The organism is Mucilaginibacter gynuensis (assembly GCF_039541195.1).
GTDB lineage: Bacteria > Bacteroidota > Bacteroidia > Sphingobacteriales > Sphingobacteriaceae > Mucilaginibacter > Mucilaginibacter gynuensis.
This window is the reverse complement of the sequence record NZ_BAABFT010000005.1, coordinates 41,839-68,202: the sequence shown is the minus strand read 5'-3', so window position 1 is coordinate 68,202 and position 26,364 is coordinate 41,839. Positions and strand designations below refer to the sequence as shown.

Genomic DNA, 26,364 nt, shown 5'->3' with positions numbered 1-26,364 from the left:
ATTATAGTAAATGGTTGAACGGTATCAGCAGGAAAAGCACAATAACATAAATGCTGAATAAGTACAAACAGCCGGGCTTGTTTGTTTGGAAAAAATAACCTTTTACAGGTTAACCATATACCTCGTTGATATTCTTAAATAAGGATAATTACGGTTCACGTCGGGGTAATCCTTATACGTACCGCGCAGGGTAAAATAGCCCGGTTCAACGGCAATCAGCAGGTCTTTCACAATGGCATAACTCACTTCGGTTGATACAGTATGCAGAAAATAACTCGACTCGTTGCCATTAAGTGTTTTCATCCAGCCGCCACGGTAATAAAAGTTGTAAAAGAATTTATTGGCTATGTTAAACCCGCCGCCGCCGTTAATAGCAAAGCCCGGTCCGTAATTATAGTTGCGGCCTTTGTACAGGTAGGGGTCGGGTACGGCGGCCAGTATCACCGGACCGGCTCCCAATGTGGTGTTCGCTTTTATTTTTTTAGAGATGTTATAGTTGGAGTACAGGTTCATTTTTACGCTTTGCGCGCCATAAAAGAATGCCTCGTTACGGATGTAATCGTAATTGGCCGATAGTATGGCGAGATGCTGCGTACGCCCTGTCGATTTTATTTCCCAGCCTGCCAGTGAACCATACACGCTGATCACATTCACCTTGGTACTGTCATCCTGCCCGAACTCGGCATTAATGGTAATGTTGCTAAAAGGGGTATCATAATCTTCATAAGGCGTGCCATAAATAAAGCGCGCATGACCGTACCAGCCAAACCTGCCGGAGGTAATGAGATTGCTTTCATCGGCATTAAACTTTCTTAAACCGATATCAAATTCGGCGCTTATTTTTGATGAATCGCGCTTGGCAAGTCCCGATACCTTGCCCCATTTACCATCCAAAATGCGGTTCAAGCCATTCATCGGACTAACGATAAAGCCCATTACTTCGCTCACCTGCCTTTTAAAACCACGACTATTATTGTTCACTATTTTGTTGGATAAGCGATAGGTCATCTCGCCTAATACAATACCTCCGAAGCTGGTATTCACAAAATCATTAGGAGAAGGAGCTTGGTTTTCGGCAAAGGTTTCCCATAAATAACTGCCCACTACCGCCGCCTGTGCCGACTGCCAAAAGCTATAACCATTGGTACGAAAGGCGTTGAAAAACTGGCTGCCGTGGTAAGGATGCCCAAACTGATTGGTTTGAAAAGGGTCGTTATCCCAGCTCCAGCTACCGGGCTTTATATTATGCCCTACGGTTTTCCATGATATTTTAGCGTAATCAACCTGGGCTACGTAGCGGTCATAAGTCCAGGGAATCACTTCGGCAAGGCCCAATTCAAACGCTGCCCGGCCGAAATGTTTTTTTACTACAGAGGTGTCTTTTACAGGCTTTTTAAACAAGTTGGTTTTAAATACCTGGTCGTTATAAATGGGGGGCTGTTGTGCAAATGTTTTTTGGTAGATAAACAGAATAGCTATAAACAGTAGTTTTTTAGTAGTTGTAGAGATCATCAAATAAACGCGCTGTGAAATTTCGGCAATCAATTTTTTTAATGAGGATAATACCCTGTTAACCTATCGTTTGTTTTACGCTAACATAGGCTTAATGCCAAACTGATGCTGTTAAGCCCGTTTTATTAAATTAATTTGACAATTGCCGCATCATCAACCCATCAGAATGGCCTGAACCACGGCCTGCTGATAAGCGGTGAAAACGCCCACGGAATTGATGATAATATAACCAGCAAACCTATGGTGAACCATACAGCCTGTGTACGAAATTTATCATTATCGGTAAGTTTCCTTTTGGCTTTTGCCGAACCTATGGTGACGAGCACAATGCCGGTGAGCATCATGGTAACATGCTCCATACCAAAAAAGCGGATCTGGCGCATGTGTACCGCCTCTTTAAAGTTGTGCAAAAAGTAGCTGACTATTGGGCTGATAAAATATAATGCTACACCAATAATCAACTGTATATGCGCTATGGTGGCGGTAATGTGCCTTACCGTATTATCAAAGCCCGTGTAGGTTTTCTTTTTTAACCAGCCACTATACGAGCGGAATATGGAGAATAGCAGGCTCAGCAAAACCAGCCAGCGCACCAGCGAATGTAAAGCTAAAAACAGGGGATACATATTATGCCTTTTTTACTTGTCGTTTTAAGGTGATCACTGCTATTTCGGGCCATATACCTACACGGCCTTTTAATCCCAAAAAGCCGAAGCCACGGTTTACATACAGGTACTTGCCGCTTTGCTGGTATAGCCCCGCCCATTGCTTGTACACGTATTTGATAGGGCTCCATTTAAAGCCAAACAGCTCGATACCGAACTGCATACCGTGCGTATGGCCTGCAAAGGTTAAATGAATATGCTGCTCATGGCCAAGAGTTACCGCTTCCCAATGTGAAGGGTCGTGCGAGAGGAGGATATTGAACGAGTCGCCGGATATTTGGGCGGTGGCTTTTTGCAGGTCGCCGTATTTGTGGAAACCGCCCTTGCCCCAGTTCTCTACGCCGATAAGCGAGATCGACTGGTCGCCTTTATGTATCTTAACGGTTTCGTTAAGCAGTAGCTTGAAACCGATATCGCCATGCACTTCCTTAAGTCTTTTTAAATTAGCCTGCTGAAGTTCTTTGCTTTCCCACGGGATGTAATCGCCGTAATCATGATTGCCCAGTACCGAATATTTGCCAAAGGGAGCGCTCAGTTGAGAGAAATACGGGATCCACGGATCCATTTCTGATGCCTTGTTGTTTACCAGGTCGCCCGTGAAAAATATGATATCGCTTTTCTGTTCGTTCACCAGGTCGATGCCTTTCTGCACTCCCTGCGCATCGCTGAAGCTACCAGAATGAATATCAGATAACTGGGTGATGGTGAAGCCGTCGAATGCCTCCGGCAGATCGGGGAAGTATATGGTTTCGCGGCGCACCTTGTAAAAATGCCTGCCGCGGGTAATACCAAATAGCAACGAGCCGAAGATGAACAATGCCAAAGCCAATGTCAACTCGCTTACTATAGCCGAACGCGGCGGGAAGCCCCTGAAAAGGCGGGTAATATCTTCAAGTAACAATAACGGCATCGAAAATAGCCTTGGCACAAATGATAACAGCATCAGCGCCATTAACCAGGTAACCAATTGCTGCGGATTGCGGTTAACCCGGCGCGCAAATATAACGGCTATAAGCCCGGCGATGAGTGTAAAGTCAATAAGCCAGTAACCCCAGCGCAGCAGGTTGTTATAGGAAAGGGTTTCAATTGCGTTATAAAAATAAATATCAGTAAATAACCAAAGGAGGAGTATTAGGGGAAGTCTTTTTGCCATGTAGAAATTAAAAAATGCAATGTGTTTGCTTATATAGACGATTGCCGCTTCAAAACATTTTAAGCAATCGTCTATATTTTTTGCTACAGGTAAATTAAAGGTTATTTTAAATACCCATCGTCATTTTTTAATCAGGAATATTTACTTGGTTTTCGGCGTAGCTGCCATATATAATTCGAGCTGACCACCGGCGGTTATATCCTTAAAGCTGATGTAGTTAGTATTCAATACCTTGCCATTCAACTTTATCGATTGGATGTAAATGTTTTTTGGCGAATTATTGTATGCCTTGATAATAAACTGCTTGCCTTTAAAGTATTTAGTGTTCAGATTGATCTTGACGTAATTAAAAAGCGGACTGGTAAGGTCTATCCGCAGATCGGGAGAGGTGCTGCCGTTCATTTCAAATATACCAAGCGAGCTTAGCACAAACCAGGCACCCATCTGGCCTTCATCTTCGTCGCCGTTCCAGCCTACGTAAGGCGAATCGTCATAAAAAGTATCCAGCAGTTTGCGGGTATAATATTGGGTAAGGTATGGTTTTGAAGTATAATTGAACAAGTAAGCTGCCTGCATGTTCACCTCGTTACCATGGTTGATGTAGTACTCGGCAGATTGCTCCATGGTGCGATCAAGCGCGTGAGCGGCAAATTTATGTTGTTCTGATTTTTTAAAGCCTGTTTCGAGCCTGTTTAAAAAGGTGGTTTCACTTACAAATTTTACCAGGCCCTTTATATCATGCGGAACATAAAACGAATACTGCCACGAGTTACCTTCTACAAAGTGGTTTACCGAAAACAGGTCGAAATTATCTATGAATGAGCCATCAGCATTTTTTGGGATTACGTACCTGCTTTTAGGATCGAATACATTTTTCCAACTGTCAGCACGTTTCAGGAAGAAGTTATAATCATCGGTTTTGTTCAGCAGTTTCGCCATTTGGGCAACGCACCAATCGTCGAAAGCGTAATCGAGTGTTTTGGAGGTAGCACCTTTTTCAACCGGCACAAAGCCCAGCTTGGCATAAGAAGTTATCTGCGGGTTACCCGGATTACCGCCGCAGGCAGGTTGCGGCTCAACTTCCATATTCTTTTTCATGGCAGCATAAGCCAATTCAGCATCGGTTTTTACAATGCCTTTCAGGTAAGCGCTGGTAATGAGCGCCATTTCGTGCGAGCCCTCCATAATTCCCGAATATTCCACACCGGCCGGGCCTTTTGAGAGCCACCCTGTTTTTTCATACATTTCCAGTTGGGTGCCGGTCAGGTCTTCAACAGTTTCGGGCGAGGTGAGCGTCCACAGCAGGTTCAAATTCCAGTAGGTGTTCCAAAAGGCATCACCGCCTATCATCGCTTTACGATGGGCGGGGAGTTGCTGCACATTTTCGCAGGCATCGGTATATTTGCCGTTGGCATCACTCATGATCATTTTGCCGGTAAAGCAACGGTAAAAGTTGGTGTAGAATTTAGTTTTATCTGCTTCGCTCTTGCCATCAACAACAATCGTTTTCAAAATGCCGTTCCACTTGGCGCGGTTGCTTTTTACCAGCTTATCAAAATCCCAGTTGAAATCTTTTAGTTCGATATCGAGATTTGATCTCGCCTGATCTATACTTACAAATGAGATCCCGGTTTTGATGATCAGCTGTTCGGATTTGGCAGTAGGGTAGGTCACATACGCGCCCAAGTCTTTGCTGCCTTTTACTTCTTTGTCGCCCTTGGTTTCCTGCTGGTTCACATAACCATGAAACCCGGAAAACGCCTTGCTGAACTGCATTACAAAGTACAGGGTGTATTCGTTAAAACCCGCGCATGATGAACGGGCGTAACCCTGCACTTCGGTATTTGATATTTTGGTGATCACGGCATCGCGCAGCTCCAAACCATATTCGGTAGGCATATTGAGCTGTATCATTACCCGGTTGCTGCTGTCTTTAGGCAGATGATAGCGTTGTACGCCGGTTCTTTCTGTAGCGGTAAGTTCAGCTTTAATGCGCGAATCGAGCAGGTATACCGAATAATATCCCGGTGAAGCATGTTCCTGATCGTGCCTGAAACGGGAGTGATAGCCTGCATTTGCTCCCTTAAAAGGTTCATCGGGTGTGCCCGGTTTCAGGGCAAGGTCGCCGTTGGTAGGCATGGTGAGTAAGCCGGCCATTGTCCACCCATGGATATGCGTAAAACCATGTATACTACCTACCGAATACTCATAACCGCCCTGCCAAACATCTCCCTGGTTATCCGGACTAAGCTTCACCATCCCGTTAGGCATGGTAGCCCCCGGAAACAGCATCCACCGGCTGTTGGAGGTGCCAATAAAGGGATCAACATAATCAACAGGTTCTTTTTTTACCTGCGCGTAGCTATTGGCATACGCTCCCGAAAGCAGGTAAAACAATAAGGCGGTTTTAAGTATATTCATGTATGGTTTACAGGCTAATAAAGTACAAAAACGCCTGCAATATAACACTTCATTTTAATTGTATGTACATATATACATAATTAAATAAAAAAATGGTTTTAAACAATATTGTCATTGCGAGGGACGAAGCAATCTCGTCGCGTTTTGTGCTTCTTTCATGTTAGGATAGTGCTGTAATCAACGTCAGCCTGCTCTTGGGCGCAGAGCCCCATTACTTTTGAGGGCAAAAGTAACATACTAAGCGAAGCGATCTCATGAACACCAATAAAAAACAAACAACCGCGAATAAACCCTTGTCCAGCAAAAGGCTTCTTTGCCGCATAAGGCCTTCGCTGCAAACCGTGCAGAACTTAGGGCTGGAACTTTTGCCCCATGCTTCGCCGCGCATTTCCTCCTCACATGCAACAAGTTCCTATGCCCGCCTTTGCGCTCATGGCCAATACAGTTCTGCCCGTTTTCACCCGAAGCTGTTTGCTGACGGTAGGGGCGAATTGAACGCCTGTCAATGTAATGACAGGCGTTTAATAAGACTCAAGATTTACTCTTAACCCGGAAAGCTTATGCCTGTAACTTCTTCAGCAAGTTCCCATAGTTTTATGGCAGCGGCTTCATCCACACCATTAGCGGTAATAACCGATTGTGAGGGGAAGCCACGGTAACCGTTATCCTGATCCGGGCCATACAATGCACCGCCCAACGCGCGGGCATCAACGGCGGCGTAAAGTTGCGATAAGGCACCTTGCCATGGTTCCATCAGTTCGCCAACACGTTCAATCGCGGCTTTGTACTCTTCATCCGTCATGTGGCGGGCAAGGTCGGTTTTATTGGCGCCGGGCTGGGCCGCTATGGATAGTACATTATGTTTTGCCGCATTGATGCGGCGTTGCAGTTCGAGCGAGAACAGGAGATTGCCCAGTTTGCTTTGGCTGTATTCGCGCATGGCATCGTAAGATACCTCTGATCTTAAATTATCAAAATCAATACTGCCGCGCAGGTATGCGCCACTGCTTACCGTAATTACTCGCGAAAATGGCGTTGCTTTAAGCAAAGGGTACAAACTGCCGGTAAGCGCGAAGTGGCCTATCACATTCACCCCAAACTGCAATTCAAAGCCATCCACGGTTTTTGATGCAGGCGGAATCATCACACCCGCATTATTAATAAGTATGTCCAATTGCCGGTGCGTTTTTAAAAATTGCGCAGCGAACTGTTTTACCGAATCGATACTGCCCAGATCGAATAGCGCAGTTTCTAAAGAACCAGTTCCGCCGGTTGCCTGCAAACGGGTAACCGCCTGTTCTGCATTGGCCGAGCTGCGGCAGGCGAGTATTACATGCGCGCCTGCTTTGTATAGTGCCAGCGCGGTTTCAAATCCAATACCTGTATTTGCCCCGGTTACCATGGCTACTTTGCCGGTTAAGTTGGGGATGTTTTCTGTTGTCCACATAATTAAAATATTTATGGCACAAAGTTGAGGTATTATATGGCGGCAGTTTAACGGATATAAATCCAAAAACTACAAAAATCAATCAATATTCAACTGGCGGAACTTTTTGGGTGTGGTTTGAGCCATCTTTTTAAAAAAGCCTGAAAAATGATTAGGCTCCTTAAAGCCGAGGCTCCATGCAATTTCATTGATGGTCCAGTTGGTGCTTTTCAGCAGGATCTTAGCCTCTTGGGCTATGCGGTGGTTAATGAGCTGTGAGGTACTTTGACCGGTAATTTCTTTCAGTGCTTTGTTGAGGTGGTTAACGTGTATGTTAAGCTGTTTGGCAAAAGCCGATGGGGTATTGAGTTGAATAACCTGGTCTATCATTTCAATAGGAAATTGGCGTTCCAGTAACTCTGCAAACAACGAAGCGATGCGTTCCGCGGCGTTTGAGCCGGTGGCCGGGTTACCAATAGCGGGCTGCATTTTTTGCGCGCCGTGTACAATCTCCATTAACAGGTTGCGCAGCAGGTTATACTTATAGGCATAGTCGCCGTGTAACTCATCAAACATCCTGTTAAACAGGCTGGTGTAATAAGGTTTTTCATCTGCAGATAATGGTATGATGGCTGCATCGGCAGAATGAAAAACGGGATAATCCTTAATATGCTCGAACCGGTTAAAAAAGGCTTCGGTAAAAATGCACACATAACCGCTGTGCTGTGCGCTTATGCGTTCCCAAAAATAGGGGATCAAAGGATTAGTGAAAACCAGTGCGGTATCGGCCACTTCAATACACTGATCGGCATAGTATATTTTGCTGCGCCCGGTAACCAAACTTATCTTAAAAAAATTACGGCGACTGTAATTAACCGGCCGTTGTTGCTGTGGCAGCAAAAGATCTTCTACCTTGAAAATATTAAAATGACCTATCTCATCGGGCACAGGTCTTAAATTTTCATTAAGCAGTTTATAAAAAGCCGGTAATTCAACAAGTTTCATTAATTACAAATGTACATAAATCAAATGGTGAACGGGCAGTGAGTGAGTGAGTGACGGTTGGTTAGTGGGGAGTGGTGAATTGATAGTGAATAGGGAATTAAATGAGGCCGAATGCGTTGAAAATACGAAAGCCGAACCTCATGTTCGGCTTTCGTAATATTAATTAAGCTTCAGTGGCATCGTAAACGATCACCTTTTCCCATAAATGACTATAGTTTTTTACGAAGGCCAAGTGTACGGGGTGGGTTTGGTAAGTGGCTTGCCCGGCGAGGTCTTTAAAAAATATCAGTTCAGATACGCCCCAGCTGTTATCAACCACGTCGCGTTTTTCGGTGCCGGCCACTATGCCTACACGCAGCGAGTGTACAGTTTCAATTTTTGATAGTGTTTTTACACCTTCTACCAACTTGTCCCTGTCGGCAGTTGAAGCCGGGTTTTTAAGCCAGAAGAACACATGGTGAACAATAGGGTAAGTCTCTTTGGTCATAACTAAATTGTTTGCTGATGCCGCGGCGGCGGTTGTTGCTAAAACCGTACCTGTGGCTATAAATTTTCGCCTGTTTATTGCTTTCATAATGGATATAATAAAAGGCTTAATTTATGTATAATTTAATTAAGTAGGGATGATGCCGGGTTATTCAATTTATAATTTAATATAACCACGATGTTTTAAGTTTTATATTAGCGGTATACGGTTGCGGCCGTAAAACTTAAATCTTGCTTATGCGTGTACAGTCGTTTACATCAGCCTTGTTAATTATTGCGGTAAGTATCATTAGCCTTAATAGCTGTAACCGTTCGGCCAAGAAAGTTAAAAAGAAGCGGGATACCGTACACAAAGCCTGGAACAAAACCATCCCCGGCAGCTTTAGTGAGCAAACTATCCTTGTTTTCGATAGCGGAAAGGTGGCCACTTTTTTAACTCAATACCCCGAACTGGATGCTTATAAAAGCGATATCAGAAACTTCTACACCAAAAGAAAATACGCTTATGCCTGGTTTGAAAAGAACGCGCTGATAGAGCAGGCGGGCAACCTTGCCAACCGGGTAATGAACATACAGCAGGAGGGCATTTACAAAGCGCCGCCTTATCAAAAAAAGCTCGATTCTTTACTATACACGGTTAATTCGGCTAAAAAGCAAAAGCCTAACCCCGAGCTGGAACTGATGCTTACCGCGCAGTATTTCGTATTCGCTAAAATGGCCTGGAACGGTTTGAGTAGTGCCGAAAGCAAAGCAAGCAGCTGGTATGTGCCACGCAAAAAAATATCTTACGATCAATATCTCGATAGCCTGTTATCGGCTAAAGGGCGTTCGGCTGATGAGCCTGTTTACCGCCAGTATGATCTGCTTCGGGGCTTCCTTAAAAAGTATACGCAGCTGGACACCCTCGAAAAATGGGCGCCTATAGTGGCTGCCAAAACATTAAAACCCGGCGATTCATCGGCGGTGATAGCGAAGATAAAACGCCGTCTTTTCCAGTTAAGTGATTTTAAGGGCGATACCACCGGGGCCTTATACGATACCACCTTACAGGCATCGGTAAAACAGTTTCAGGAACGCCACGGGTTATATATCAGCGGGCAGGTGAACAAAGCCACGCTAACCGAACTGAATGTAACACCTAAAGACCGCATCAGGCAAATACTGGTTAATATGGAACGCAGCCGCTGGTTGCCGGTTAGTGTAGATAAAGACTATCTGGCAGTAAACATTCCAGAATTTAAGCTGCATGTATACCATGCCGATAGCTTGCTTTGGAGCTGTAATGTGGTGGTGGGGCAAACGGTGCATCAAACTACGGTATTTTATGGCGAGGTTAAGTATATAGTATTTAGTCCGTACTGGAATGTGCCGCCGGGTATCCTGAAAAACGAAATATTGCCCGGTATGCGCCGTAACCCCAATTACCTGGCTGCCCACAATATGGAACTTACCGGTTATGAGGGCAAAACCCCTGTTATAAGGCAAAAGCCTGGCGCATCAAACTCCCTGGGTTTGGTGAAATTTCTGTTCCCTAATAGTTATAATATTTATTTGCACGATACACCATCCAAATCCCTTTTCGGCGAATCATCCCGTGCTTTTAGTCATGGTTGTATCCGTGTGGGCGAACCCGCGCGACTGGCCGCTTTTCTGCTAAGGGATAAACCCGAATGGACTCCCGAAAAAATAGATAAAGCTATGCACGCGGGCAAAGAGCAGTACTACACCCTTAAACAAAAAGTGCCTGTATTTATAGCCTATTTTACCGCTTTTGTTAACCGCGATGGCCGACTGAACTTCCGCAAGGATATTTACAAGCTGGATGAGCGTTTGGCAGCTACCATCATGTCGGGAAAAGGCAGCTATTAATAGATTAGCTGCTTAGTTAAATCTTCCTGATCCTTCTTAATAGATTGACGTATTTAATGGCGAATGGCTTAGCTATGGCTATTTTTTTATATCGGCGATCAATCAATTTATACCTAATTTCAAAAAGTGCCGAACATCACATTTTACCCTGACGCCCATCATCCCGCAGGCCGTAAAACCATGCCATATTTGTACAACAAAACAATTAAAGGATTTTCAATCATGGCAACTTTAAAAACTATAGCACCCGCAACATTTAATACTGAGCATACTATTGAAATTGGTCATCTTAATTTATGGGCCAGGTTTATGAACTATGCCGATACACAAAAGCCAAACCATACACTTTGGTTCTTTATTACCCTTATGGTACACGGCGTTTTAATACTGCCTATACCTGCTGTTTTAATGTATTACTTTAATGCCCCGGTATGGGTACTCGCCATCACCATGACCTGTTTCTTTACCAATATCATCGCCAATATGGGCGGCGCGGGTATCCGTGCAACATTAAGCTTCTTTGTGGCCAGTGTGTTCATCCACGCGGTATTATTACTGGCTTTTATTTTATAATACCCAATTAATGTTTAACAAGGGAAAGCGGTTAACAGCCGCTTTTTTTATGCAAAATTATTTTCACTATGTTACATACTTTCCATATCCCGGTTTTAGGCCTTGCTTACTCTATTGATACCCCTTTAAAGGTTGCCCGTTATGGCATATCGTCGGTAGTATCTATTGTTGATGACGAACTGGTTGAGCGTATGCGCCAGTACCATTCCCTGCAAAATAACGAACCCTATACACCCATCATCAAAAATGAACCCGACCATCGCGCGCGCCGCATTACCGCTTATTTAAACTTGCTGCATAAGCTGGTGAACGCGCAGTTTGAGGTGATCCGCCATGAGGCGTTTACACCGGGGAGCGATATTTGCCGGTATTTTGAACTACTACCGCCTGCATCGGCAGTAAAAAAACTGTATAACCGCATGCTGCAAATACAGGATGATATAGTGCGCACCTCTCTGCAAAATGTATTGCGCGGGCGTATGCGGGCAGGTGCCATCGATGTAAATATTATGGCCAAGGTAGATAAGATGAATTACAACGCCGCCGGCGAACCTGACGGTGAGCAAAATACCGACGCGCTGGCTGCTTTGCGTGGTTTTGCCATGAGCGATCTTAGCTCGGCGGTAACATTATCTGCCGGCATGAACCCAAGATTGTACAGCTACCTTGAAAGTTTTAACGAATTCTTTCCGGATGAGGCGGCCCGTTTGCATAAGCGGGTGATATTGAAAGTGAGCGATTTCAGGTCGGCATTGATACAGGCTAAGTTTTTGGCCAAAAAGGGGGTATGGGTATCCGAGTTCAGGATAGAATCTGGCTTAAACTGCGGCGGGCACGCTTTTGCTACCGACGGTTTATTGTTAGGCCCCATACTGGAAGACTTTAAACAAAAACGCCAGGAAATGCAGGCCGAACTATGGGCTATGTGCAGCACTGCTTTAAAAAATAAAGGATACCATTTACCCGATGTGCCGCTTTTGCAAAGGGTAAGTGTACAGGGCGGGATAGGTACTGCCGGTGAAAATGATTTTTTGCTGAATTATTACCGCCTTGATGCAACAGGCTGGGGCAGTCCGTTCTTACTGGTGCCCGAAGCCACTAACGTTGATGACGATACACTACAAAGTATCGCCAAGGCAAGTAACGAGGATTATTATGTAAGTGACGCCTCGCCATTAGGGATCTTGTTTAACAATTTCAGGGGGAGTACCGCCGAGGTGCAACGTTTAGAGCGGATAGCCCACAATCGCCCCGGAAGCCCCTGCACCAAAAAGTTTTTGGTAACCAATACCGAATTTACCGAACAGCCTATCTGCACGGCATCGCGCGAGTATCAGCACCTCAAATTGAAGCAATTGCAGGCAGCCAATCTTACAAACGAAGCCTATCAGGAACAGTTTGACCAGGTAACGGCGAAAATATGCCTGTGCGAAGGGCTTTGCACATCGGCCTATATTAAGAACGATATGCTGCGCCCGCGCGAAAACAGGGCGGTAGCTATTTGCCCGGGACCAAACCTGGCTTATTTTTCAAAAGTGTACTCGCTGGATGAGATGGTGAAGCACATTTATGGCAAGCTTGATCTGCTGGAGGGCATCAGCAGGCCCAATATGTTTATTAATGAGCTGAATTTGTATATCGACCACCTTAAAAAAGACATCGGCCAGCAACTCAAAAACTTTACCGATAAGAAAGAAAAATACCTGGTTAAGTTTAAAGACCAACTGCTACAGGGCATCATCTACTACAAACAACTGATCCCTCAAATTAGCGGGCAAACCGAAGATAAGCTGAAAGAAATGCAGCACATGTTACTGGGCTGCGAAGCCAAACTGAACGCCTTGATCTAAACCTTTATACATTATCACTTGCAGCAAAAAGGGAGCGGTTATTTACAACCGCTCCCTTTTGCATAACAAACACTAAAAAATTAACCGGCCATGCTGAAGAGCTGCGCTGCCGGTTGGGCTACCCATAAGCGGGCATCAAGCGCCATGCATATGTTGCGCAGGTAACGTTTGCCCAGCGGCGTTACCTTAAGGCTCCATGAGTTGAGTTCAACCAGTTCATCATCGGCCAAAGCCTGCATGCGCTCTAAGCCGGATAGAAAGGCTTCGCAGCGATGGGTGTGGTGGTTCCAGCTGGTTTCGCCTTTACACATAATATTGAGGATGTGACGACGGATCACCAGATCTTCCTGCGTAAGTAAATGACCTTTAAAAGCCGGGAAATGGTTTTCATTGAGCAGGGTGATATAAGCCTCCACACTCTTTACATTTTGAGCATAAGCGTACCATGTATCGCTAATGGCAGATACGCCAAGCCCGATAAGTAATTGTGTATACTGATGGGTATAGCCCATAAAGTTGCGGTGCAGCAATCCTGCTTGTTCTGCCTTGTAAAGACTGTCGGTTACCAGCGCGAAGTGGTCCATGCCGATCTCCTGGTAGCCGTATTGGGTGAACAGGCTGTAACCCACCTCGTAAAGTTTACGCTTGTTGTGGGCATCGGGCAGGTCGTGCTCGGTAAACATACGCTGACCGGGTTTTATCCAGGGTACATGGGCATAGCTGTAAAAAGCGATACGGTCAGGTGCCAGTTCAGATACCTTTTGAATGGTAGCGGCCAGTCCTTCCAGCGTTTGCAGCGGTAAACCGTATATCAAATCGTAGTTAATAGATGTATAGCCAATGGCGCGGGCATCTTCGGTCACTTTTTTTACCTGCTCAAAGCTTTGCCTGCGGTTAATGATGCGCTGTACTTCAGGGTCGAAATCCTGAATGCCTAAACTAAGCCGGCGAAAGCCCAGATCGTACAGGGCATGTAAATGGGCAGTGCTGGTATTATCCGGATGCGCCTCAAAGCTGAACTCTGCCTGCGGATGTATCACCGATCCCCACAGGAGGCCGTTGATAAGCAATTGCAAATTACCCGGGTTAAAGAACGTGGGCGTACCACCACCTAAATGGATCTCACGAATGATGGGTTTGTCATTAAAAAGCTCGCGGTATAGAGTCCATTCTTTTAATACGGCCTTTATGTAGGGTTGTTCAACATTATGGTTTTTGGTGATGCGGGTATTGCAGCCGCAGTAAGTACATAGGCTTTCGCAATAGGGCAGGTGTATGTACAGGCTGATACCATCTTTATTATTGCTTTGCTTAAACGAAAACTTAACCGATTCTTTCCATCCCTCTATATCAAAATCAAACTTGTTATTATCCCAGTAGGGCACGGTGGGGTAGCTGGTGTACCTTGGCGCGGCGGTGTGGTATTTTTCTACCAAACTTACATGAGCACTCATGATGCGGAAATTTATAAATTAACAATTTTCTTTTCGGCAGTTACACGGCAACTGTTGGCGCAGGCGCAGGCATCACCCACGCATTTGTTCTGCTGCCACATATCAATGTTTTTGATAGTTTGATCGGCAATTTGCTGTATGGCCTCGTGCGTTAAAAATGCCTGGTGCGGCGTAATAATTACGTTAGGGTAGGCCAGCAATTCTTCCAGCAGATGGTCTTTTTTAATATCCTTAGAATGATCGCTGAAGAACAAGCCTTTTTCATATTCATAAACATCTAACCCGAGGTAGCCTATTTTGCCATTACCTAATGCTTCAAGCATGTCTTCGGTATTAATTAAAGCCCCGCGCGAGGTATTGAGCAGCATTACACCGGTCTTCATTTCGGCAATGGTTTGCTTGTTGATGAGGTGCATGGTGTTGGGTGTTAAAGGCGCGTGCAGCGAAATAACATCGGCGGTGCGCAGCAATTCGGCTAATGATACGCTTTCAATACCATCGGCATCGCTAAACGTAACTACGTCATAGGCTATTATCCGGCAGCCCAAACCTTTAAATATGGCGGCTGTAGCCTTGCCAATATGGCCTAAACCTATTAAGCCTACGGTTTTGCCGTAAAAGTTAAAACCTATCAGGTCGTCAAGTTTAAAATCAAAATCGTGGCTGTGCTTGTTGGCTGTGGTAATGCGTCGGCTCAAAGCCAGTGCCAGCGTAACGGTATGTTCGGCAATGGCTTGTGGTGAATATAGCGGAACGTTGGCCAGTTTGATGCCTCTTTTTCCGGCGGCATCCCTGTCTATATGATCGGTACCAACCGAGCGTGTGGCGATGTACCTGATACCCATATCGGCCAGGCGGTTTACTACCGGCGCCGATACATCATCATTGGTAAAAACCACCACCGCGTCTTTCCCTTCGGCGTAACTAACGGTTTCGAGGCTTAGCGGATTTGATATAAGGGTTATATCGTGTTTTTTTTGGTTGGCCTTGGCCAATGATTCTTTTTCGAAGTTTTTTATGCTGTACGCTACCACTTTCATCTTCAGGATGTTTTTGATTCAGTGTCAAAGCTATCCTTAAAAAGTGGCAGCGGGCATGCGTGCGGTCATGCCAAAAAGTGATGCTCGTCAGTTCTTCATTTTTATCAGGCGGTTTATGTCCAGTATGCGGATGTGGCTGCCCTTTTTTTCTATCAGGTTTTCCTCTTTAAAATCGGTTAATGTACGGCTTACGGTTTCGGTGGCCATGCCCGCCATGGCAGCCAGTTCATCGCGCGATATTTTGAACGATTCCGGGTCGGTTAACTGTTTACTCAGGCGTACCAACACCTGCGCCAGCCTTTTGCGTACCGAATGGTAAGCCAGCTCCAGTAACTGCTCTTCTTTTTCGCGAATATTGTCAGACAGTATCCTGATGAATTGACGGCTCACCGAAGGATATTTGTTGATGAGGTTAACGATCATGTCTTTCGGCAAAATACACACTGCCGAATCATCTGCCGCTTCGGCGGTTTCGCTGTAAACATCGTCGGTAAGTACGGCGTTTATGCCCAGGTAATCTTCCGCCTTAAACAAACCGGTCATCAGTTCGCGGCCATCTTCTGCTTGTTTAATGGTGCGGATATTGCCTTCCAGCACAAGGTACAGGCCCTGCGGCTGATCACCCTCGTAATAAAGGATTTGTTTCTTTTTAATTTGACGTACGCGTCTGCTGGCGATCAGGTTCTTTAGTTCTTCTATACCCTGCGCGTTGCCTGCTGCGAGGTCTTCCAAACTGGCCAGCGATTTACTGTAATATGCCTCCTGCTTTTCTTTTTTTTTCAGACGACTTTCAATAGCATTGAGCAGCTCAATTTCGTCAAATGGTTTGGTAAGATAATCGTCGGCACCCATTTCCATCCCTTTCCTGAAATCAACCCGCTCAGCCTTTGCCGTTAAAAATATAAAGGGGATAGAGGCCGTATCATTTACCTTACCCAGCATGTACAACACGCCGTAGCCATCCAGTTCGGGCATCATAATATCACATAGTATCAGGTCGGGCTTGTGTTCCATTGCGGTGTGCACGCCTGCTTTGCCGTTATCGGCCTGTAGTACGGTATAGCCCGAAAGTTCGAGTATTTCGGCGGTGCTTTCGCGGATGTCGTTATTATCTTCAATGATGAGGATGGTGGTCATACAATAGGAAATGTAATAGTAAATGATGTGCCCTGGTTCACCTGGCTTTCAAATTCAATTTTGCCGTTCATTAGCTCTACATAGCGGGTTACAATGTTTAGGCCCAGGCCCGTTCCGGGTATGTTGCCCGTATTATGAGCTCTGAAAAACGCCTCGAACAAGTGCTTCTGATCGCTTTCGGGGATACCGATGCCGTTGTCTTTTATTACTACGATAAGGCTGTCAGCGGTTATTTCGGAGTTGAACTCGATAAAGCTGTCTTCGCCCGAATATTTGATAGCGTTACCGATCAGGTTGATGATGCAATTTTTCAGCAGTACCTGATCCAGCGTAACCATGCTGCCCGTGCCGGTGTGCTGGTAAATAATATTTTGGTTTTGCTTGGCCACCAGTTGCATTTCTTCGGTAATCTCTTCGGCAAATTTTACAATATCAAAGGCGGTATGCTGCGGTTCTACCTTGCCGGCCTCCAAACGTTCGAGCGATAAAAAGTCATTTAAAATAGAAGTAAGGTTATTTACCGAACTCTTGATCTTGCTTACATGTTTAGTAATATTCGGGTTGTTGAACTGCTCGGCATACCGTTCTATCAATATAGCCGATAGCTGTATGGAACTCAATGGTGTACGAAACTCATGCGAGGCCATAGATACGAAACGGCTTTTCAGCTGCCCAAGTTCTTTCTCTTTTTCGAGCGACTGGCTAACCTCTTCCTTGGCTTTTTGCAGGGCGAGTACCGTATCTTTTAACGATTGCGTACGCTCTTCTACCTGGAATTCCAAATTTGCTGCGTAATCTTTCAGGCGTTCTTCGGCTTCTTTTTCGCGGCTCAGGTCATGAATAAAACCGGTATAGATCTTTCGCCCCGAAAATTGCACCTCACTCACACCCAAACGGAACGGAAAGCGTGAACCATCTTTACGTAAACCGGTAACCTCGCGACCTATGCCTATAATGTGGGCGTGCCCGGTGCGTTGGTAGCGGTGTATGTATTCGTCGTGCTGTTCGCGATCGGGTGGGGGCATCAGCATGGCAATATTGTTACCTATTACCTCTTCAGGCTCGTATTGAAAAAGTTTGCAAGCCGATGGGTTGATAGATTCCACCCGGCCGCGTTCGTCAATGGTGATAATACCATCAATGGCGTTTTCAATAATTGCTTTTAATAAGGCAGCGCTTTCCATGCATGAAATATAGAGAAAATGATGATGATCACAAATATCGTAAACCGCATTTTTATCCCGGCTGACTAACATCAGGGCATAAAATGATAAAGATCATTTTTTTTACTACGCTATGTACAAATACGCATTTATATAAACAGGATACCCCAAATGATGTTAATTAAAGAACGTTTACAGCCATTACACCCTCGCTTATGCTTAAATACCGTTACGTTAAATATACTTTTACTACGCTGCTGTTATGTGTAAGCTGCCTGATAGCCAGAGCACAGTTTACAGATTCAACCCATTACCATGCCGTGCTTTCATCATCGGGCGCTATCAATAAAACAAACGACGGACGATCATACCTCCTCAATAATTCACTCAACTTCGGCGTAAAAAAGAAGAGTATCACTTTTAATACCAGCAATACCTGGATCTACGGTAAGCAAAATAAAGAACTTACCAATAACGATTTTTCATCGTCGGTTTATGTGAACCTGTATAAAACGTTCAACCATTTTTATTACTGGGGACTGGTGAATTACAATACCAGTTACTCGTTAAAGGTGAATAACCAGTTACTGGCGGGCGCGGGAGTAGCCTACAGCTTTTTTGATAAGCCGAATGTGTATGTAAATGTAAGCGATGGCGTGTTGTACGATCAGAGCAATTTACTGGTTAACGAAATTTACAATACCTACCGGAACTCATTCAGGCTGCAATTCCATTTTTTAATAAAGGATATGATCACGCTTGATGGCAGCCATTTTCTGCAAAGTTCGTTCTCAAACGGAAACGATTACATCATCCGCTCCAATACCACGCTTGGCATCAGGCTGCGTAAATGGATAAGCCTTACTACCGCGCTCAACTATAACCGCATGAACATTACACGAAGCGACAACCTCAACTTTACGTATGGATTGTCGCTTGATAAGCATTTTTAGGAAGAGGAGCTTGCAGCTAAGTGAGGACTTTTCCAAATCCCTCCTTGGGGAGGGGCGCGCCGGGAATTGCGATGGCAGGGAGGGGTTTATGCATCAAACCCAATGGATACCTACTAAACAACAAAGCCACCGTTTTATCAGTGGCTTTGTTTATTTTATGATGCTTTCGCTATAAAGCGAAGTTTGCTTTGTTCGTTTTCTTCTGGCTTCAGCTCCCTTTCAACAGCCGGTGTGCCGGTGTAACCGTATTTCTCTTTCATCTTTCTGAATATCTCAAAACTGAACGCATCAGCCATTGGTAAATGGTATCTGCCTACTGTTTTGGCATGCAGTTCCAATGAATCGGACGGCACTTTCAAATTGAAATGGTTAATGTGGGTAAGGCCTGTGGCCAAATCAGTGTCGAATACCACAAAGGTATCGATCATCTGCCCCTCCGGACTGGTGTATATTACGGTTTGATTTTCATGGAAGCGTTTCATATAATATCAACAAGGTACAGTGAATAAATGTTTTACAAAAAGTTGAAATAATTAATAAATTATCTTTTTACTTAACCGCGGTGGCAATCCCGGTCTTCAGTAACTCAACTGTGATCTCTCTGGTGTACGATTTTATTTCGCCCAAAAACGCTTCTATCGATGCCCCTCCGCGAATTTCTTCCAATCGCTTTTCCCAGGTCCCGGTAAGTTCGGCCTGTGCTATCTGGCGGTGTTTTACCACCTCGTAAACAGCCAAACCGGTAGTAGTAGGCACCAGGTTTTTCTTCTCGCGGGTGATGTAAGTACGTTTGATCAGGGTTTCAATAATGGCGGCACGGGTGGCGGGAGTGCCTAAACCGCTATCTTTCATGGCGTAGCGCAGTTCTTCGTCGTCAATTTCCTTGCCTGCGGTTTCCAGCGCCTTCAGCAAACTGGCTTCGTTGTAAAGCGGTTTGGGTTTGGTTTGCTTTTCGAGGATTGCTTTTTGCGGCACAGGCAGATTTTCGCCCTGTTGTACTTTTGGCAGCGAAGCGTTTTCCTCGTCCTTTTTTTCCTCGTCGGGTTCGTTAAAAACCGCGCGCCAGCCGGGTGTGTTGATCACGGTTCCGCTGGCGGTAAATTTTGAACCGCTTTGTACGGTTATTTTGGTGATTTCCTTTATACAATCCTGGTGAAAAGCTTCCAACATACGACCCGCAACCATATCGTAGACCGCCTGCTGATCGGGCGTTAAGTGGTTGGGCTTTTCGCCGGTAGGCAAAATAGCGTGGTGATCGGTCACCTTTTTAGCATTCACGCTGCGCTTGCTCAACTTGACTCCGGATAGGGCAGTGGCCTGTTTACCAAAATCGGGATGGTTTTCAAATTTGGTTATCAGCTCGGGCACACCGGCAAATACATCGTCGCCAATATATCGGCTACCCGTACGCGGGTAGGTTACCAGTTTACCTTCGTACAGGTTTTGTAACAGGCCGAGGGTTTGGTCAGCAGTAAAGCCTTTGCGTTTGTTGGCTTCCTGTTGCAGGCTGCTTAAGTCGTGCAGCAGCGGCGGTGGTTCCTTGCGGGGTTTGGCTTCCACGCTTAATATATGGCCACCGTTCGGGAAACCCGCAGCTACATCTTCTACCTTATCTAATATAATTTGCGCGTCTTCACGGGTTTTAAAGTTTTCGGTAGATATCGCCCGGAAAACCTGCCCATCCTTATCTACCTGAATAGCTACCTGGAAATAGATTTGCGGAACAAAGTTCTTGTTCTCTAGATACCGGGCGCAGATCATGGCCAGTGTAGGCGTTTGCACCCGACCGAGTGAAAGCACCCCACGATTACCCGATGCCAGGCTCAATGCCTGCGTAGCATTCATCCCCACCAGCCAGTCCGACTGTGAACGGCAATGCGCCGAGTAAAACAGCGTATCGTAATCGCTGCCCGGTTTAAGGTTACGGAAACCGTCCTTAATGGCTGCGTCAGTTTGCGAGGAGATCCACAAGCGTTTGAAAGGCTTTTTGCATTTGAGGTAGTAATAAATATACCTGAAGATGAGTTCACCCTCGCGCCCGGCATCCGTTGCTACAATAATTTCGGTAGCTTCATCAAACAGGCCTTTAATAATATCCAGTTGTTTTTTTACCGATGGATCGTCGACCACGCCATCCTTGGTTTTTACCTTACGGATGGAGAGCTTGAACTTTTGCGGCAGCATAGGCAGGTTTTGCACGCTCCAGCCGTAAAAGCCATACTCCTGCGGCGGGGCCAGCTGTAACAGGTGACCGAAAGCCCAGGTGAACGTATAACCTTTGCCTTCCATATAGCCATCTTTTTTTGTGGTAGCGCCAAATACCTTGGCTATCTCACGGGCAACAGATGGTTTTTCGGCAATAATAACTTTCATACGCTGACTTTACTCCTGGGTGGTAAATGTTAAAACAGAGGTCGAAATTAGGCATTTGATTGTGGGGCTGCAATGGTTGTTGATAATTGGGAAGGCCGGTATTGGTCTTACTCATCCGGTCTTCGCTTCGCCCGACCACCTTCTCTGCGCAAGCGCAAAGAAGGTTTAGAAAACTTACAGCTTTCTCCTTTCAGCTTTAATCTTTCGTCTTTCTCCTTTCCGCTTTAACCTTTCTCCTTTTATCACGCAAGTAATATTGAATATTGGTAGCTTTGCAGCCGTCTGCAGGTAATATTATTATCACTATTATTGCCAGCGAATGGACCTTTAACAACCAATACGTCATACAATTATATAAATGAAAAAGATAATTTTAGTTACCGGGGCTTCTTCGGGTTTGGGCCTTGCTACAGCTAACGCGCTTGCCGCGCAAGGGCATACGGTTTACGGCACCAGCCGCAGCCTTAGCCGTATAAAAGACGCGTCGTTTAAACCGCTCGAAATGGACGTTACCGACGACGCTTCAGTACAAGCCGCGGTTTCAAAAATTCATGCTGCCGAAGGCCGTATAGATGTATTGGTGAACAACGCGGGTAATGGCATCACCGGGCCACTTTACGCCATGCCGGTTGATGCCGCCAAAAAGCAATTCGAAGTGAACTTTTTTGGTGTGGTGCGTGTGTGCACCGCCGTGCTGCCAGGCATGATAGAAAAGAAAGCCGGGTTGGTAATCAACATAGGCTCGCTGGCAGGATTATTCGGTTTGCCATACCAGGGTTTATACAGCGCGTCGAAATTCGCTATTGAGGGTTACTCGCAAAGCCTGCGTATGGAACTGCAAAATACCGGTATAAAGGTAACGGTGATCAATCCCGGCGATTTTAAAACGGATTTTACCGGCAGTCGCGAAAAACTACCTTTCACCCTGCCAAACGAGCAATTAAAAAAAGAATTTGAAGCCGCTGTTGCCAGCATGGAAAAAGACGAAAGCATAGGAGCAAATCCCGAAAAGCTTGCCGCGCAGATCGTTAAAATTGTGGGTAAAAGCAGTCCGGCACATAACTATCTGGTGGGTGCCATTGGGCAAACCATTGTACCTACGCTAAAAGCCATATTGCCCGGCAATTTGTTTGTTAAGCTAATGAACGACCATTACGGTATAAAATAATTAAGTTCAATAACAGGGAAGGGGAGTGTTCATCATTCCAGTGGAATCGAATTTTTAAATATTGCGCAGCGGAATTGTGCGATTCCCCTCTTGAGAGGGGTGGAGGGGTGTGTTATTTTGAAGAGAATGTTCATATACACATCCCTGCCAACGCTCCATCTCTCGCGCCCCCTCTCAAGAGGGGAGTGAAAATTAAAAGCGATTTCCCCTTTCATCATTCCCCTTTCGGTTTCTGATCAGTATGTGATTTTATGCAAGAAAAAAATAACAAAAAGACCATCTGGGCCTGGGCCATGTTTGATTGGGCCAACCAGGCTTATAACATGGTGATCATCTCTACCATATTCCCGGCGTATTATGTGGCCATTACGGCGGCTAAGCCTTATAACGGGATGGTTACCTTTTTTGGCAAGCAATATGTAAACACGGTGCTGTCGAGCTATGTGCTCGGTGCATCGTACCTTATTATTGTGTTCCTGCTGCCTATACTAACTTCCATTGCCGATTATAAGGGCCATAAAAAAGGTTACCTGCAAGCCTTTACCTGGCTCGGCAGTTTGGCCTGCGCGGTTATGTTTTATTTTACTATGGATAACTTCGAGCTGGGGATGATCTGTTTCGGCCTGGCATCGATAGGGTATTGCGGTGGTTTTGTGTTTTACAACTCGTACCTGCCGCAAATAGCCACGGTTGATCAGCAGGATGCCGTAAGCGCAAAAGGTTTCATCTATGGTTTTATAGGCAGTATTGTGGTGCAGGTAATATGTTTCGTGTTCGTACTATCGCCCCAAACATTTGGTATTACTGATGATGTAGCCGCGCGCTTATCCTTTTTAATAGTAGGCATCTGGTGGATAGGTTTCTCCATGATCGCTTTTTACCTGTTGCCTAAAGGAGTGCCTAACACAGGTTCTCATAATTATAATATACTAACCGGAGGCTTTAAAGAGTTGGCCAAAGTTTGGCGACAGGTTAAGGAGCTGCCCCTGTTGAAGCGTTTCCTCCCGGCATTCTTTTTTTATTCGGTAGGGGTACAAACTATTTTGCTGGTGGCTGCAAACTTCGGTGCTAAAGAGTTAAAAATGCCCGAGGATAGCCTGATCAGTATTATCCTTATTATACAGGTGGTAGCTATTATTGGTGCGACTATTACGGCTAAAATGTCGGCCAAATATGGTAATGTAAAAGTGTTATCGGCCATAGTGGGTATATGGTGCCTGATATGTGGTTCGGTATATTTTGTTACCAGTGCCCAGCAATTTTACGCTGCTGCCGTGATAGTGGGTTTGGTGATGGGCGGGGTGCAATCGCTTTCGCGGTCTACCTTCTCCAAATTCATTCCGCAAAACATCCCTGATACGGCATCATATTTCAGTTTTTATGATGTAACCGAAAAGCTATCTATCGTAGTTGGCTTGTTCACCTTTGGTTATGTTGAGGCCGTTACCCACGAAATGCGCGATTCGGCATTAGTGCTCGATGGCTTTTTCATTATCGGTTTTTTTCTGTTGATCGTATTGTGGATGTTCCAGTCGAAAACGAAACAAAACCTGGAAGTAGCCTGATCACATCTGCAAGGTTTTTATTCCTGAAACAATAAGAAAATATGCAAGAAACAGAACCCGGCTAAGCAAACAGCCGGGTTTTTTATTATACTTGAAAAAGAAGCTGTGACATTAGAAAACAATAAGTGTATTGTTAACACAATGTCTTCGCAGTATAATATTTAAGTAAACATGTAACTTAGGTGGTGAATCATCAAACAAATTCAAAAATGATTTATTAACTCTGTATATGAAAACAAAAACAACTATCACAATACCCAATACAAGCTAATGGTTACCGGTTGTTTTGCCGCTTATTGCCCTTACTGATCAGCCGGGCGATACTTAGTAACGTAATATCGTTTTTAAGTTCATCACTTTACTATATATCGTTACTGGTTTAGGCGGATAAATGACACTTTGTGTTGACCTTCAAGTGTTTGTGCAAATGGCACAGTTGTAGTTTAATACAAAATGTTATTACAGATCAGAAATTTAATTATCACACAGCATAATACCTGCTATTGTTTAACTTAATAGTATCAACTATTCATTTACCATCATGACTGAAAAATCATTCAACTCCCTCGACGAACTTAGCGTTAACACCATCCGTTTTCTGGCAACAGATATGGTACAAAAAGCAAATTCAGGTCACCCGGGCTTACCGCTTGGCGCCGCGCCAATGGCTTATGTATTATGGAGCCGCTTTTTAAGGTTTAATCCTGCCGAACCGCACTGGCCAAACCGCGACCGTTTCGTATTATCGGCCGGCCATGGTTCAGCGTTATTATATAGCTTGCTGCACTTATACGGATACGACCTGCCGTTATCAGAGGTTGAAAAATTCAGACAATTAGGTTCAAAAACTCCGGGTCACCCCGAGTCTACTTTAACCCCGGGTATCGAAGTAACTACCGGTCCGTTGGGCCAGGGCTTTGGTAACGGTGTGGGTATAGCTATTGCCGAGGCATTTTTAGCTACTAAATATAACCGCGACGGTCATAAACTGATCGACAATTATACGTACAGCATTGTAAGCGACGGCGACTTGATGGAAGGCGTAGCTTCTGAAGCTGCTTCATTGGCTGGTCACTTAAAATTAGGCAAACTGATCTACCTGTACGATGATAACAAAATATCGTTAGACGGTCCTACCAGCCTTGCCTTTACTGAAGACGTACAAGCCCGTTTCAAATCTTATGACTGGCAAACACTAACCGTTGAAGACGGTAACGACCTTGCCGCCATTGAGGCAGCTATTAAAGAAGGTCAGGCCGAAACAGAAAGGCCAACCCTTATATCAGTAAAAACCATTATCGGTTACGGTAGCCCGCAACAAGGTACCAATAAGGTACACGGTAGCGCTTTAGGTGTTGATAATCTGAAGAAAACCAAAGAGTTTTTAGGTTTCGATCCTGAAAAGAATTTCTACATACCTGCCGAAGTAAAAGAATACCTTTTAGAGGCGGGTAAAAAAGGCGCCGAACTGCAATCAGCCTGGAAAGAAGGCTTTGAAGAATACCGTAAAGCCTATGCCGAAGAAGCACAGGAATTTGCTACCAGTTTCGACGGTAAATTACCTGAAGGCTGGGATGCCGCTTTGCCAACCTTTAAGGTAGGTGAAAGCTTAGCTACCCGCGAGGCATCAGGTAAAGCACTGGAGGCCTTACGCAGCAGTATTCCGTGGTTAATTGGTGGTTCTGCCGATTTGGCCAGTTCAAACAGTACACCTACTAAAGGCGACGAAAGTTTCCAACCGGGGCGTTACGATCTGCGTAATATATGGTTTGGCGTGCGCGAGCATGGTATGGGTGCTATCCTTAATGGTTTGGCATCTTATGGCGGTACCCGTGTTTATGGCGGTACCTTTCTTACCTTCTCCGATTATATGCGCGGTTCTATCCGCCTCGCGGCCTTAACCAAAGCGCCGGTAACTTATATATTCACCCACGATAGCGTTGCGCTTGGCGAGGATGGCCCAACCCATCAGCCGGTTGAGCATGTATCATCATTACGTATGCTGCCTAATTTAACGGTTCTTCGTCCGGCTGATGCTTACGAAACCGTAGCTGCCTGGAAGATTGCCATGAGCAGGCTGAAAGGCCCGGTTGCGTTGATCTTATCGCGCCAGAAATTACCTGTTATCGATCAGGAAAAATATGCACCTGCCAGCAATGTTGAAAAAGGTGGTTACATCCTAAGCGACTCAAAAGGCGCTCCGGATATCATCCTGATCGCTACCGGTTCTGAAGTGCATTTGATATTGGATGCCCAGGCTAAACTGGCCGAAGACGGTATTGATGCCCGTGTGGTAAGCTTACCATCGTTCGAGTTGTTTAACCAGCAAGATAAAGCCTACCAGGATTCGGTATTGCCGCCAAGCCAGCACAAACGTTTAGCTGTTGAGGCCGGCGTTACCCTGCCATGGTATAAATATGTTACTGCCGAAGGTGCTGTAATAGGTATAGATACTTTTGGTGAATCGGGCGAAGGACTGGCTGTTTTAGAGCACTTCGGTTTCACGGTTGAAAATGTGTATAACAAAGCGAAAGCACTTCTAAACAAATAA

General features: G+C 45.2%; 20 protein-coding genes. 7 read left to right on the top strand and 13 right to left on the bottom strand.

What is annotated here, in order from left to right:
* Positions 1–102: 102 nt before the first annotated feature.
* The 7 genes from ABD894_RS11420 to ABD894_RS11390 all read right to left on the bottom strand — a co-directional run bounded on the left by ABD894_RS11420 (position 103) and on the right by ABD894_RS11390 (position 8,756).
* On the bottom strand, positions 103–1,512 hold the full coding sequence (locus ABD894_RS11420; protein ID WP_345211160.1) for a DUF3943 domain-containing protein: 1,410 nt from the start codon (positions 1,510–1,512) through the stop codon (positions 103–105).
* 161 nt (positions 1,513–1,673) lie between these two features.
* On the bottom strand, positions 1,674–2,138 hold the full coding sequence (locus ABD894_RS11415) for a hypothetical protein (RefSeq protein ID WP_345211159.1): 465 nt from the start codon (positions 2,136–2,138) through the stop codon (positions 1,674–1,676).
* 1 nt (position 2,139) lies between these two features.
* Positions 2,140–3,330, bottom strand: a complete 1,191-nt coding sequence (locus ABD894_RS11410; protein WP_345211158.1) for a metallophosphoesterase — start codon at positions 3,328–3,330, stop codon at positions 2,140–2,142.
* Positions 3,331–3,471: 141 nt separating this feature from the next.
* Positions 3,472–5,751, bottom strand: coding sequence for a GH92 family glycosyl hydrolase (locus ABD894_RS11405; protein ID WP_345211157.1), 2,280 nt, complete (start codon positions 5,749–5,751; stop codon positions 3,472–3,474).
* A gap of 544 nt (positions 5,752–6,295) precedes the next feature.
* A complete protein-coding gene (locus ABD894_RS11400; RefSeq protein WP_345211156.1) occupies positions 6,296–7,198 on the bottom strand; it encodes an oxidoreductase in 903 nt (300 codons plus the stop codon).
* A gap of 78 nt (positions 7,199–7,276) precedes the next feature.
* The gene (locus tag ABD894_RS11395; protein ID WP_345211155.1) at positions 7,277–8,182 is read right to left on the bottom strand and encodes a helix-turn-helix domain-containing protein; all 906 of its coding nucleotides are present in this window, start codon (positions 8,180–8,182) and stop codon (positions 7,277–7,279) included.
* Positions 8,183–8,345: 163 nt separating this feature from the next.
* Positions 8,346–8,756, bottom strand: coding sequence for a Dabb family protein (locus tag ABD894_RS11390; RefSeq protein ID WP_345211154.1), 411 nt, complete (start codon positions 8,754–8,756; stop codon positions 8,346–8,348).
* A gap of 149 nt (positions 8,757–8,905) precedes the next feature.
* Between ABD894_RS11390 and ABD894_RS11385 the strand changes: the two genes are divergently transcribed.
* The 3 genes from ABD894_RS11385 to ABD894_RS11375 all read left to right on the top strand — a co-directional run bounded on the left by ABD894_RS11385 (position 8,906) and on the right by ABD894_RS11375 (position 12,960).
* Positions 8,906–10,537 (top strand): L,D-transpeptidase family protein, encoded by a 1,632-nt coding sequence (locus ABD894_RS11385; RefSeq protein ID WP_345211153.1) that lies wholly within the window; start codon positions 8,906–8,908, stop codon positions 10,535–10,537.
* 222 nt (positions 10,538–10,759) lie between these two features.
* A complete protein-coding gene (locus tag ABD894_RS11380) occupies positions 10,760–11,110 on the top strand; it encodes a hypothetical protein (RefSeq protein WP_345211152.1) in 351 nt (116 codons plus the stop codon).
* Between the two features lie 68 nt (positions 11,111–11,178).
* Positions 11,179–12,960 (top strand): hypothetical protein, encoded by a 1,782-nt coding sequence (locus ABD894_RS11375; protein ID WP_345211151.1) that lies wholly within the window; start codon positions 11,179–11,181, stop codon positions 12,958–12,960.
* An 80-nt stretch (positions 12,961–13,040) separates the two neighbouring features.
* Here the strand turns inward: ABD894_RS11375 and hemN are convergent, their stop codons facing one another.
* The 4 genes from hemN to ABD894_RS11355 form a co-directional block, all read right to left on the bottom strand.
* The gene (gene hemN / locus ABD894_RS11370) at positions 13,041–14,414 is read right to left on the bottom strand and encodes an oxygen-independent coproporphyrinogen III oxidase (RefSeq protein ID WP_345211150.1); all 1,374 of its coding nucleotides are present in this window, start codon (positions 14,412–14,414) and stop codon (positions 13,041–13,043) included.
* Positions 14,415–14,425: 11 nt separating this feature from the next.
* Positions 14,426–15,454, bottom strand: coding sequence for a 2-hydroxyacid dehydrogenase (locus ABD894_RS11365; RefSeq protein WP_345211149.1), 1,029 nt, complete (start codon positions 15,452–15,454; stop codon positions 14,426–14,428).
* 87 nt (positions 15,455–15,541) lie between these two features.
* Positions 15,542–16,591 (bottom strand): response regulator, encoded by a 1,050-nt coding sequence (locus ABD894_RS11360; RefSeq protein ID WP_345211148.1) that lies wholly within the window; start codon positions 16,589–16,591, stop codon positions 15,542–15,544.
* On the bottom strand, positions 16,588–17,775 hold the full coding sequence (locus tag ABD894_RS11355) for a PAS domain-containing sensor histidine kinase (RefSeq protein WP_345211147.1): 1,188 nt from the start codon (positions 17,773–17,775) through the stop codon (positions 16,588–16,590). Before ABD894_RS11355 ends, ABD894_RS11360 begins: the two co-directional genes overlap by 4 nt.
* A gap of 194 nt (positions 17,776–17,969) precedes the next feature.
* Between ABD894_RS11355 and ABD894_RS11350 the strand changes: the two genes are divergently transcribed.
* Positions 17,970–18,707: a DUF481 domain-containing protein gene (locus ABD894_RS11350; RefSeq protein ID WP_345211146.1), complete on the top strand. Its 738-nt coding sequence runs from the start codon at positions 17,970–17,972 to the stop codon at positions 18,705–18,707.
* 155 nt (positions 18,708–18,862) lie between these two features.
* On the opposite strand, the gene ABD894_RS11345 is transcribed toward ABD894_RS11350, so the two are convergent.
* Positions 18,863–19,189, bottom strand: coding sequence for a hypothetical protein (locus tag ABD894_RS11345; RefSeq protein WP_345211145.1), 327 nt, complete (start codon positions 19,187–19,189; stop codon positions 18,863–18,865).
* Between the two features lie 67 nt (positions 19,190–19,256).
* On the bottom strand, positions 19,257–21,080 hold the full coding sequence (locus ABD894_RS11340; RefSeq protein WP_345211144.1) for a DNA topoisomerase 3: 1,824 nt from the start codon (positions 21,078–21,080) through the stop codon (positions 19,257–19,259).
* A gap of 358 nt (positions 21,081–21,438) precedes the next feature.
* Between ABD894_RS11340 and ABD894_RS11335 the strand changes: the two genes are divergently transcribed.
* From ABD894_RS11335 to tkt, 3 genes are all read left to right on the top strand, one after another.
* A complete protein-coding gene (locus ABD894_RS11335) occupies positions 21,439–22,248 on the top strand; it encodes an SDR family oxidoreductase (protein ID WP_345211143.1) in 810 nt (269 codons plus the stop codon).
* A gap of 251 nt (positions 22,249–22,499) precedes the next feature.
* Entirely contained in the window at positions 22,500–23,813 is a 1,314-nt protein-coding gene (locus ABD894_RS11330) for an MFS transporter (RefSeq protein WP_345211142.1), read from the top strand.
* 541 nt (positions 23,814–24,354) lie between these two features.
* Positions 24,355–26,364: a transketolase gene (tkt, locus tag ABD894_RS11325; protein WP_345211141.1), complete on the top strand. Its 2,010-nt coding sequence runs from the start codon at positions 24,355–24,357 to the stop codon at positions 26,362–26,364.

Coding starts and splice junctions, on each gene's coding strand:
- ABD894_RS11385 (WP_345211153.1), top strand. CDS start 8,906: ATGCGTGTACAGTCGTTTACATCAGCCTTGTTAATTATTGCGGTAAGT.
- ABD894_RS11340 (WP_345211144.1), bottom strand. CDS start 21,080: ATGAAAGTTATTATTGCCGAAAAACCATCTGTTGCCCGTGAGATAGCC.
- ABD894_RS11345 (WP_345211145.1), bottom strand. CDS start 19,189: ATGAAACGCTTCCATGAAAATCAAACCGTAATATACACCAGTCCGGAG.
- ABD894_RS11330 (WP_345211142.1), top strand. CDS start 22,500: ATGCAAGAAAAAAATAACAAAAAGACCATCTGGGCCTGGGCCATGTTT.
- ABD894_RS11395 (WP_345211155.1), bottom strand. CDS start 8,182: ATGAAACTTGTTGAATTACCGGCTTTTTATAAACTGCTTAATGAAAAT.
- ABD894_RS11405 (WP_345211157.1), bottom strand. CDS start 5,751: ATGAATATACTTAAAACCGCCTTATTGTTTTACCTGCTTTCGGGAGCG.
- ABD894_RS11375 (WP_345211151.1), top strand. CDS start 11,179: ATGTTACATACTTTCCATATCCCGGTTTTAGGCCTTGCTTACTCTATT.
- ABD894_RS11350 (WP_345211146.1), top strand. CDS start 17,970: ATGCTTAAATACCGTTACGTTAAATATACTTTTACTACGCTGCTGTTA.
- ABD894_RS11380 (WP_345211152.1), top strand. CDS start 10,760: ATGGCAACTTTAAAAACTATAGCACCCGCAACATTTAATACTGAGCAT.
- ABD894_RS11365 (WP_345211149.1), bottom strand. CDS start 15,454: ATGAAAGTGGTAGCGTACAGCATAAAAAACTTCGAAAAAGAATCATTG.
- ABD894_RS11420 (WP_345211160.1), bottom strand. CDS start 1,512: ATGATCTCTACAACTACTAAAAAACTACTGTTTATAGCTATTCTGTTT.
- ABD894_RS11335 (WP_345211143.1), top strand. CDS start 21,439: ATGAAAAAGATAATTTTAGTTACCGGGGCTTCTTCGGGTTTGGGCCTT.
- ABD894_RS11410 (WP_345211158.1), bottom strand. CDS start 3,330: ATGGCAAAAAGACTTCCCCTAATACTCCTCCTTTGGTTATTTACTGAT.
- ABD894_RS11400 (WP_345211156.1), bottom strand. CDS start 7,198: ATGTGGACAACAGAAAACATCCCCAACTTAACCGGCAAAGTAGCCATG.
- tkt (WP_345211141.1), top strand. CDS start 24,355: ATGACTGAAAAATCATTCAACTCCCTCGACGAACTTAGCGTTAACACC.
- ABD894_RS11360 (WP_345211148.1), bottom strand. CDS start 16,591: ATGACCACCATCCTCATCATTGAAGATAATAACGACATCCGCGAAAGC.
- ABD894_RS11390 (WP_345211154.1), bottom strand. CDS start 8,756: ATGAAAGCAATAAACAGGCGAAAATTTATAGCCACAGGTACGGTTTTA.
- hemN (WP_345211150.1), bottom strand. CDS start 14,414: ATGAGTGCTCATGTAAGTTTGGTAGAAAAATACCACACCGCCGCGCCA.
- ABD894_RS11415 (WP_345211159.1), bottom strand. CDS start 2,138: ATGTATCCCCTGTTTTTAGCTTTACATTCGCTGGTGCGCTGGCTGGTT.
- ABD894_RS11355 (WP_345211147.1), bottom strand. CDS start 17,775: ATGGAAAGCGCTGCCTTATTAAAAGCAATTATTGAAAACGCCATTGAT.